This window comes from Flavobacterium sp., from assembly GCF_003525665.1.
GTDB lineage: Bacteria > Bacteroidota > Bacteroidia > Flavobacteriales > Flavobacteriaceae > Flavobacterium.
On the sequence record NZ_DQDX01000180.1, the window covers coordinates 22510 to 31211 of the forward strand.

The window sequence follows — 8702 nt, forward strand, 5'->3', positions numbered from 1 at the left end:
GGCTTTGCCTTGGGTGAATTTTACTTCACTTTCTCATGCTAGAAGTTTTACTTTGCCCGACAGTTGCCCGAAAATATCATTTGGAAAAATGATAGATGAAAATGGGAAAAAGACTATGGCAATGTCAATTCATGTGCATCATGGTTTGATGGATGGCTATCATGTTGGACTTTTTGTAAATGCCTTTCAAGATCTAATGAATCAAGACTGATGATTCCGATAGCTTTTCATCCTATATACAAACATCCTTTACCTGAAGGTCATCGTTTTCCGATGCAAAAATATGACTTGCTTCCACAACAACTTATTTACGAAGGCACAGCAGCTGTTTCAGATTTTTTTGAACCCGAAACTATTAATGTACAACATGTACTTCGAGTTCATAGTAAAACATATTTGGATGATTTACTACAATTAACGTTGGATGCTAAAGCTGCACGAAAAATTGGTTTTCCACTGTCTGCTGAACTTGTAGAACGCGAATTGCGAATTGCAAACGGAACACTTTTAGGTTGCATAAAAGCCTTTGAAAATCATGTCTCATTTAATATTGCTGGAGGAACGCATCACGCTTTTACAAGTCATGGTGAAGCATTTTGTCTATTGAATGATCAAGCTATTGCTGCTCAATATTTATTAGATCATCATCTTGCATCCAAAATTTTAATAATTGATTTAGACGTACATCAAGGAAACGGAACGGCAGAAATTTTTAGAAATAATACCGACGTTTTTACTTTTTCTGTGCATGGCAAAACCAACTATCCATTTAAAAAAGAAATTTCTGATTTGGATATTGCTTTGGAAGATGGAACAAACGATAGTACTTTTCTCTCGATTATAAATGAAATGATTCCTAAACTTATAGAACAACAAAAACCAGATTTTATATTTTATTTGGCTGGAGTTGATATATTAGAATCAGATAAACTTGGTAAATTATCTTGCACCATTGAAGGTTGTAAAAAGCGTGATGAAATTGTTTTCGAAAACTGTAAGAAGTATTCTATTCCTTTACAAGTGAGTATGGGCGGCGGTTATTCTCCAAATATTAAAACAATTATAGAGGCACATACCAACACATTTAGAGTAGCTAAAAACATTTTTACTTAGACTTATTTTAAAAAACGATTTTAACTTTATTTCAAGAATTGATAAATCAATAAATTTGTAACTTTACAAAAAATAGAAAAATTATGTTATCAAAAAATATAGAAGGAGCTTTAAATAAGCAAATAAGAATCGAGGCAGAATCGTCTCAAACCTATTTATCAATGGCATGTTGGGCAGAAATTCAAGGACTTGAAGGTGTTGCGCAATTTATGTACGCACAATCAGACGAAGAACGTCAACACATGTTGAAATTAATTAAATATGTTAATGAACGTGGCGGACATGCTATTGTAACCGACTTAAAAGCGCCAAAAACGAGCTTTGGAAATTTTAAAGAAATGTTTGAGGAATTGTACAAACACGAACTTTTTGTTTCTGATTCTATAAATAAGTTAGTTCACATTACTTTTGAAGAAAAAGATTATGCTACACATAATTTCTTACAATGGTATGTTGCCGAGCAAATTGAAGAAGAAGCACAAGCGAAAACGATTTTAGATAAAATAAACTTAATTGGTGAAGATCGTGGCGGATTGTACTTATTTGATAGAGATATTCAAATTCTATCTGTGACAAGTGCTGCTGCTCCAAATGTAAAATAATTGTTATTTTTATTTAGAACTTATAAAAATAACGTATATTTGCCCTGTTATTTAATACGTTAAGTTTTGGGCAAAAAGGAAAAATCAGAAGAAAAGAAGTTTAAGAAGAAAGATAAGAAAAAGCTTATCAAGAAATTAAACATCTCTGACAACTGCAAATCGAGTTGTTGCGAAAAATATATGAAAAGCGAATCTAAACGTTGTTCACGTTGTCCGATGTATGATTTGATTAAGAAAATTGCATAAAAAAAGCCTTCGTTATTGAAGGCTTTTTTGTATTAAAAGAAGTAAGTCCAATTTGCTCCATCACTAACAATAATGATAGTTTTTGCATCACCATTAGCTGGCATATTTATCACAGCCACGCCACCTGACCCTTCAGATGGATTTGAAGAACTTTTTGCGAAAAATTTTCCAGTTGTAGTTGTTGTTCCCGTAGTTAACAAAAAAGCCGTATTTGTTGTTGAGATATTTCTTAGTATATAAATTCTACCAGGAACCAAAACTGGATTTGGAACTGCAAAATCATTATTACTACCATTTGCATTTAAACTAATATAAACTCCTTGATCGGTTATTTGTGCGGCGGAACCACTTGGGCCACCGTTTACAGTAGCAGTTTTTATAGACAAATTTCCATTTATGTCAAGTGTACTTTTAGGATCACTAGTATTAATTCCTACTCCAATCGCTTGAGAATTGCAATTTAATGAAAACAAAAGCACTACAAGAATTGAAGAAAACTTAGTAATTTTTAACATGTATTTGTAATTTAATGATGATTTATTGTTAATTAGATAATAAATGTATCACAAAAATAACATTATAAGAAATTCAGTAGTTTCGAAAACGTTTTCGTGTTAAAAACTTTAGTTTACCAGTAGAATTTATGCTACAAAATGAAACAAAAAAGCGACAAAACAATTTGTCGCTTTTGCAAAAATTAACTAGATGGCTTTTAAAAAGAATTCAATACTGCAATTATATCTTCACCGTAATTTATAGTTCTTGATTCACCAAAACTTTTCACTTTTCTAAGTTCTTCTATGCTTTGAGGATTCTCTTTTGCAATGGAAATTAGATGTGAATTGTGACAAATTCTAAAAGAAGACCAACCTTTCTTTTGTGCCAAATCATTGCGCCACAATTTTAATGCTGTAAAGATTGCGTTTTCTTTTTCATTGAGTTCGATAACTTCTGTTGGTTTTGAATCACTTTTTTTCAGATCATAGAAAACTACTGCCGACCAAAAATCTACTGTTCCTGTGGTTACAAAATTGGTTGAAGTAAGTTTCACTTCTACAGAATCTAAGAACGCATTCATTAAATTTTGATCATTGTCGCAATTATCTTTATCCAATCGGATATTAAATACTTTTATGTTCATAGTGCTAGATTTTACGTTGAACTATTTTCCTAAAAGCAGTAATTCGTTGGCAACAATCTCTGTGATGTAACGCTTATTTCCATCTTTGTCGTCATAACTTCTGTGCGTTAGTTTTCCCTCGATAGCGATTTCTTTACCTTTGATAACATATTTCTCAATAATGTCAGCTACTTTTCCCCAAGCGGTAATTCTATGCCATTCGGTATTCTCAACTTTCTCACCTTTGTTATTGGTATAGCTTTCATTGGTAGCAATTGTGATATTGGCTACTTTCTTACCTCCATCAAAGGTTTTGATTTCTGGTTCTTGACCTACGTGTCCTATTAATTGTACTTTGTTTTTAATTGCATTCATGGCGTTTAAATTTTAAATTGTTTTTGTTATTTTTAAATTGAATTTTGAAATCGAAATTACTTGTTCATTAAGACAAGTTCGTTTATGATCACTTCGGTTACATAGCGTTTGTTTCCGTCTTTGTCGTCGTAACTTCTGTGGGTAAGTTTACCTTCAATGGCAATTTCTTTTCCTTTAGTTACAAACTTTTCAATGATTTCAGCAGTTTTTCCCCAAGCGCTTACTCGATGCCACTCTGTTTTTTCGGCTTTTTCTCCGTTTTCTTTGTAATAGACTTCATGTGTAGCGATACTTAAGTTTGCTAATTTTTTTCCTCCGTCAAAGTTTTTGATTTCTGGTTCTTGACCTACATGTCCGATTAATTGTACCTTGTTTCTCATGGCGTAAAATTTAATTAATGTTATTGTTGTAATTTTTGTCGTTGTTTCTTTTCGACGATGCAAAGTTGTGACGGCTGGCAAATTTTATTCGGTTACTTACCATTTAAAATCGGTTGTAAATATTTGTAAACGTTTGTAAACGGAAAATTTTTATTATATTTGATTGATTTTAAAAGAATTAATGCCAAACAATGAAAAACGATAAAATCATTAGAAAAAATCCGCTTTTTGAGCTTTATGTTGAAAATAGACATCTTGTAATTAGAAATGAGGATTACATTAAGGATAATTGTGTGGTAGATTTAAACTCAATATCGCATTTGGAATTGATTAGAAGTTTGTCTTTTTTTGATAAAATAATTGAATTCACATTTGGTTTTTGGCAACAATCGAAATCGGATGTTTTACGAATACATTTAAAAAATGGCTTTAAAGACATTATTCTTACTAACTGTGACATTAAGAAAACTGAATTACTTATTTACGAAATAAATCTTTTAATTCTTGAGCTTGAAAACAATACAAAACCAATCTAGCCCTGATTGCAGTGGCATCTCGTCTTTTGGGACGAGATAGAACGAAAAGCAGGAAAATGGAAACCAAAAATGCCCGAGCCATTCGCTCCTTAAAACATTTAGAACTATGAGTAAAAACTGTTTAGAATGTAACGAAAAAATTGTTGGTCGCGAGGACAAAAAGTTCTGTAGCGATGGTTGCCGAAATGCGTACAACAACAAAATTAACAAAGACAGCAACAATTATATGCGCAATGTGAACAATAAATTGCGCAAGAATTATAGAATTTTATCGGATGCAAATCCTGACGGAAAATCGAAAATTACGAAGACTAAATTGTTAAGTAAAGGATTTGACTTTGATTATTTTACGAATATTTTGAACACTAATACAGGAAACACATATTACTTTGTGTACGATCAAGGCTATCGTTTTTTGGAAAATGATTTTTATATGTTGGTGAAGAAGGAATATTAGAAAAGTTTCGGGTTTCGGGTTGCGGGTTTCGGGTTTTGGGTTAAAAAAAGTTATTAAAATAAGTTCAGTATAAATGAAAAAAAATTACTCTTCTCTATATATAATGTTGGTGCTTGTGGCACTATTGGTTGGCATTTTTTATTTTATGATGCCTCAAAGTTATGATACAACTGAAGCACCACTTTCGGAATTTTCCACCAAACGTGCTTTGGTAAAAGTGAAAGAAATGACTACAAAACCACATTATGTGGGTTCGCAAAATCATGAAGTTGTTGCGCAATATTTGGTCCAAGAATTGCAAAATTTAGGTTTGGATGCTACTTTTCAAGAAGGTTTTACAATGACCGAAAAAGGTACTTTGGTAAAATCTAAAAATGTTTTGGCAAGAATAAAAGGCACTTCTAATACAAAAGCATTGTTGTTACTTTCTCATTATGATTCGGCACCACATTCTTATTCTCACGGTGCAAGTGACGATGCTTCTGGTGTGGCAACTATTCTTGAAAGTGTTCGTGCTTTTTTACATACTAAAACAAAACACAAAAACGACATCATCATTTTGTTTTCTGACGCGGAAGAATTGGGATTGAATGGCGCAGCGCTTTTTGTAACGCAACACCAATGGGCAAAAGAAGTAGGTTTAGTATTAAATTTTGAAGCTCGTGGAAGTGGCGGACCAAGTTATATGCTGATGGAAACCAACGAAGGAAATGCAAAAATGGTTAATGGTTTTTCTGATGGAAAATTGCGCTATCCGGTTTCGAATTCGTTGATGTATAGCATTTATAAAATGTTGCCCAATGATACCGATTTGACTGTTTTTAGAGAAAGTGGTAAAATTCAAGGATTTAATTTTGCGTTTATTGACGACCATTTTGATTATCATACTTCACAAGATAAATACGAACATTTAGATCCAAAAACCTTGGCGCATCAAGGAACGTATTTGTTTCCGTTGTTGAAACATTTTTCTAATACTGATTTGACCAACTTAAATTCTAAAAACGATAAAGTTTATTTTTCGATCCCATTTACATTTGTGAGTTATCCTTTTGAATGGATTTTGCCGATGCTGATTATTGCTTTTGGACTGTTTTTAATCTTCATTTTTATAGGTTTAGGAAAACAACTTTTACGTTTAGACGAGATTATAAAAGGATTTGTTCCGCTATTAGGTTCGTTAATTATTGGTGGTGGAATTACTTTTTTGGGATGGAAAACGTTGCTTGCCATTTATCCACAATACAATGACATTCTCCACGGATTTACTTATAATGGTCACGATTACATTTATGGATTTGTTTGTTTGACGTTGGCATTTTGCTTTTTATTTTATGGAAAAACGGCTAAAAAATATTTGGAAATGAATCAGATGATTGCTCCATTATTTATTTGGTTATTATTAAATATTGGAATCTTCTTAAAACTTCAAGGCGCAGGATTTTTAATTATTCCGGTAATTTCTAGCACATTTATGTTGGGTTATTATGTAGTTACTCAAAAAACAAATTCGGTTTTAAATCTGATTTTGGCACTTCCAACTTTAGTCATTCTTGCACCATTTATTCAAATGTTTCCTATTGGTTTGGGATTGAAAATATTGGTTGGAAGTTCGGTTTTAACGGTTTTGAGTTTTGTTTTATTGTTGCCAATTTTTGGTTCGTTTACACAAAAGAAACTTTGGGCAACTTTATTCGTTTTACTAGCATTAGGTTTCTTTATAAAAGCACATCAATCGAGTGGTTATGTTTATGGAAAAGCAAAGCCTAATAGTTTGGTTTATGTTTTAAATGCTGATTCAAACAAAGCGAATTGGGCAACTTACGACACCAATTTAGATGAATGGACCAAAGGCTATTTGGGTGAAAATCCGAAAGATGCCAAATCATTAAATACTAATAAATTGTATAGCAAATACGGTTCAGAATTTACTTTTATGAGTGATGCACCGCTGAAAAATATTGCAAAACCAACGATTGAATTCCTGAGAGATTCTGTAATTGGAACGAAACGTTATTTAAAAATTAAGCTTTTGCCAAATAGAACAGTAAACCGATATGATATCTTCTCCAATACAAAAATCAACAATCTGAAAGCGAATGGAGTAAAATCGATTGACTTAGAAAGTAAAATTTCGGGCAAAATAAGCAATAAGATTTTGAGTTATTACGTGGTAGATAATTTACCTTTGGAATTAGAATTTTCGATTTCAAATAGTGATAAATTGGACATGAATTTTGTAGAAAGTTCTTTCGATTTGATGACCAATCCATCATTTAGCATGGCAAAAAGACGCAATTGGATGATACCAACTCCATTTGTATTAACGGATGCTGTAATTGTGAAAGGAAAAGTGAAAGCGAGTCCGATTTTAGAAGACAATCCTAAACCTTTGCCTAAACGTGTTTATCGAAATATTGCGGTTGATACTTTAAAACAATCCGCCATAGAATAACAATTTTATAAAATAATTCAGCAAATTGAGATGCTGAAACAAGTTCAGCATACATGAAACAAATTAGTATTTTAGGTTGTGGTTGGTTGGGATTACCATTAGCAAAATCATTGATAGAAAAAGGGTTTTCTGTAAATGGTTCTACAACTTCTGTGGAGAAAATTGCTGTTTTAGAAAATGCTGGAATACATCCGTTTCTTGTCTCACTGAGCGCAGTCGAAGTGTCTGATGAAACTAAAATTTCTATAGAAAACTTTCTCCAAAATTCAGATGTTCTAATTATAGATATTCCTCCAAAATTACGAGGTGATTCTTCAGAAAATTTCGTTGCTAAAATTCAAAAAATAATCCCACATATAGAAAAATCATTGGTTGAAAAAGTAATTTTTGTGAGTTCAACATCGGTTTATTCAGATGACAATTCGATAATTACAGAAGAAACAATTCCAAATCCTGATACAGAAAGCGGAAAACAATTACTTGAATCAGAACAACTACTGCAAAGCAACGACAATTTCCAAACAACAATTGTTCGTTTTGGAGGATTGATTGGCGATGATAGACATCCGATAAAATTTTTAGCTGGAAGAAAAAACATCGAAAATCCGGAAGGTCCAATAAATTTAATTCATCAAATAGATTGCATTGGAATTATTGAAGAAATAATTAAAAAAGGACTTCGACAAGCTCAGTCTGACAATTGGGATTCGAATGAAGTCTTTAATGCAGTTGCGCCATTTCATCCAACTCGAAAAGAATATTATATTCAAAAAGCAATTGAACTAGATTTACCTTTGCCAGAATTTGAAGAAAGTAAACCTTCTATTGGCAAGACGATTTTGAGTGATAAAGTGGAATCAATTTTAAATTATAAATTTGAAATAAATCGCTATTAACTATATAATCCAACTAAAGATTAACAGAATAAAATATTATTTAGAGGTAGGGAATCCTCTTTCCTCGGCAAGTCTATCCATTTCAGATAAAAATTCCTCCTCTGTTACAACTTTGCCTCTTGTTGGTTTTTCCAAAATAAACATTGGTGTTTTCTCTGAAGAAAGAATTTCAGTACAATAGTACTTTCTTTTTTTATCTGTTAATTCTAAAATTAATCCATCCAATCCACCAAAATCTTGTGGACCGACTTGATATTTTAATTCTGGCGCATACCATGCAATTGTATAAAATGTTTTGTCTTTTCCATTAATTAATTTGACCTCTTGAGAAACTGCTTTATAACATTTGTAGCCCAGTATTTCTTTCGTTTCATTAAATAATTCCCATTTAAAGTCTTTTTGTTTAGTATTTAAAATGAAATAATTATCTAAAAAAAGTCTTTCCTCGATATAATTTTTAGATAAATTATCAAAAAAATAACTGTGATCACCGCCAAAAGCTTTTCCCATGTGTGCATTGGG

At 32.0% G+C, this 8702-nt stretch carries 12 protein-coding genes; 7 read left to right on the forward strand and 5 right to left on the reverse strand.

Going from position 1 to position 8702, the window contains the following annotated elements; all coding sequences use genetic code 11:
- From DIU01_RS12460 to DIU01_RS12470, 3 genes are all read left to right on the forward strand, one after another.
- Positions 1-211, forward strand: a 211-nt coding sequence (locus DIU01_RS12460) for a CatA-like O-acetyltransferase (protein WP_290834936.1), incomplete at its 5' end; no start/stop codon positions are given.
- Complete coding sequence (locus DIU01_RS12465; protein ID WP_290834938.1) at positions 211-1113, forward strand: histone deacetylase; 903 nt, start codon at positions 211-213, stop codon at positions 1111-1113. The genes DIU01_RS12460 and DIU01_RS12465, both read left to right, overlap by 1 nt.
- An 83-nt stretch (positions 1114-1196) precedes the next feature.
- Positions 1197-1715 (forward strand): ferritin, encoded by a 519-nt coding sequence (locus DIU01_RS12470; RefSeq protein WP_290834940.1) that lies wholly within the window; start codon positions 1197-1199, stop codon positions 1713-1715.
- Positions 1716-1993: 278 nt separating this feature from the next.
- On the opposite strand, the gene DIU01_RS12480 is transcribed toward DIU01_RS12470, so the two are convergent.
- From DIU01_RS12480 to DIU01_RS12495, 4 genes are all read right to left on the reverse strand, one after another.
- Positions 1994-2476: a hypothetical protein gene (locus DIU01_RS12480; RefSeq protein WP_290834944.1), complete on the reverse strand. Its 483-nt coding sequence runs from the start codon at positions 2474-2476 to the stop codon at positions 1994-1996.
- A 197-nt stretch (positions 2477-2673) separates the two neighbouring features.
- Positions 2674-3102, reverse strand: coding sequence for an HRDC domain-containing protein (locus DIU01_RS12485; RefSeq protein WP_290834946.1), 429 nt, complete (start codon positions 3100-3102; stop codon positions 2674-2676).
- Positions 3103-3123: 21 nt separating this feature from the next.
- A complete protein-coding gene (locus tag DIU01_RS12490; RefSeq protein ID WP_290834948.1) occupies positions 3124-3456 on the reverse strand; it encodes a single-stranded DNA-binding protein in 333 nt (110 codons plus the stop codon).
- A 56-nt stretch (positions 3457-3512) separates the two neighbouring features.
- Positions 3513-3836, reverse strand: coding sequence for a single-stranded DNA-binding protein (locus tag DIU01_RS12495; protein WP_290834950.1), 324 nt, complete (start codon positions 3834-3836; stop codon positions 3513-3515).
- Between the two features lie 191 nt (positions 3837-4027).
- Here DIU01_RS12495 and DIU01_RS12500 point away from each other — a divergent pair, with 191 nt between their 5' ends.
- The 4 genes from DIU01_RS12500 to DIU01_RS12515 all read left to right on the forward strand — a co-directional run bounded on the left by DIU01_RS12500 (position 4028) and on the right by DIU01_RS12515 (position 8180).
- Complete coding sequence (locus DIU01_RS12500) at positions 4028-4372, forward strand: hypothetical protein (protein WP_290834952.1); 345 nt, start codon at positions 4028-4030, stop codon at positions 4370-4372.
- A 106-nt stretch (positions 4373-4478) separates the two neighbouring features.
- A complete protein-coding gene (locus DIU01_RS12505) occupies positions 4479-4829 on the forward strand; it encodes a hypothetical protein (protein ID WP_290834954.1) in 351 nt (116 codons plus the stop codon).
- Between the two features lie 73 nt (positions 4830-4902).
- Positions 4903-7284, forward strand: a complete 2382-nt coding sequence (locus tag DIU01_RS12510; RefSeq protein ID WP_290834956.1) for a M20/M25/M40 family metallo-hydrolase — start codon at positions 4903-4905, stop codon at positions 7282-7284.
- Between the two features lie 53 nt (positions 7285-7337).
- Positions 7338-8180, forward strand: a complete 843-nt coding sequence (locus tag DIU01_RS12515) for an NAD(P)H-binding protein (RefSeq protein ID WP_290834958.1) — start codon at positions 7338-7340, stop codon at positions 8178-8180.
- Between the two features lie 36 nt (positions 8181-8216).
- Here the strand turns inward: DIU01_RS12515 and DIU01_RS12520 are convergent, their stop codons facing one another.
- A complete protein-coding gene (locus tag DIU01_RS12520) occupies positions 8217-8690 on the reverse strand; it encodes a GLPGLI family protein (RefSeq protein ID WP_290834960.1) in 474 nt (157 codons plus the stop codon).
- Positions 8691-8702 lie beyond the last annotated feature (12 nt).